Annotated in this window: 1 protein-coding gene; it reads right to left on the minus strand. The window is 61.7% G+C overall.

Annotated features, from left to right (window positions below; all coding sequences use genetic code 11):
* Positions 1-286: 286 nt before the first annotated feature.
* Positions 287-786 (minus strand): 3-deoxy-7-phosphoheptulonate synthase (locus ACR0E6_RS22105; RefSeq protein ID WP_480587400.1); only part of this gene is annotated, 500 nt, incomplete at its 5' end.

The following is a 786-nucleotide window of genomic DNA, read 5'->3' on the forward strand; positions in this document are numbered from 1 at the left end:
GGGGGATGTCAGTCGCGTTATGGGCGTCATGTTCAGTGACGGCGCGATCGGAGCGACCCCGCGCCGCTTCTCGATCCAAGACAGCCGGATCAAACCGGTGAGCGAGGTTCAGGCGCCGGCCAAGCCAAAGCTGGAAGTCACGGACGGTTTTGCTTAGGGCTTTGCCGAGGGCAAGGCAGAATTCAAACGCCCCAAAGGGCACCTCAGGCTGGTTGCATCGCGCGACGACTGATCCAAAGAAAAACGGCGGGCTAAGGACCCGCCGTTTTCTTTGATTGATTGAACCTTAGCTTGCTTCGCGCTTGGTGCGGTCGCGGCGCAGGTTGGTCAGTTCTTCGGCGACCAGGAAGGCCAGTTCCAACGATTGCGACGCGTTCAAACGCGGGTCGCACGCCGTGTGGTACCGGTCCGAGAGGTCCTCTTCGGTCACGGCACGCACGCCGCCGGTGCATTCGGTGACGTCCAGACCGGTCATCTCGAAATGCACACCACCGGGGATGGTGCCTTCGGCCTGATGCACGCCAAAGAAGTCCCGCACTTCGCGCAGGACCGAATCGAACGGGCGGGTTTTGTACCCGGTGGCCGATTTGATCGTATTGCCGTGCATGGGGTCGCAGACCCAAGTGACCTTGGCGCCCTCTTCCTTGACCGCTTTGACCAGACGCGGCAGATGCTCACCCGCCTTGCCTGCACCGAAGCGGGCGATCAGGGTCAGACGACCCTCTTCGTTTTCGGGGTTCAGCTTGGACATCAGCACCTTGAGGTCCTCGGCCGTTGTGGTCGGGC

It is taken from the genome of Ruegeria sp. AP12 (genome assembly GCF_056540025.1).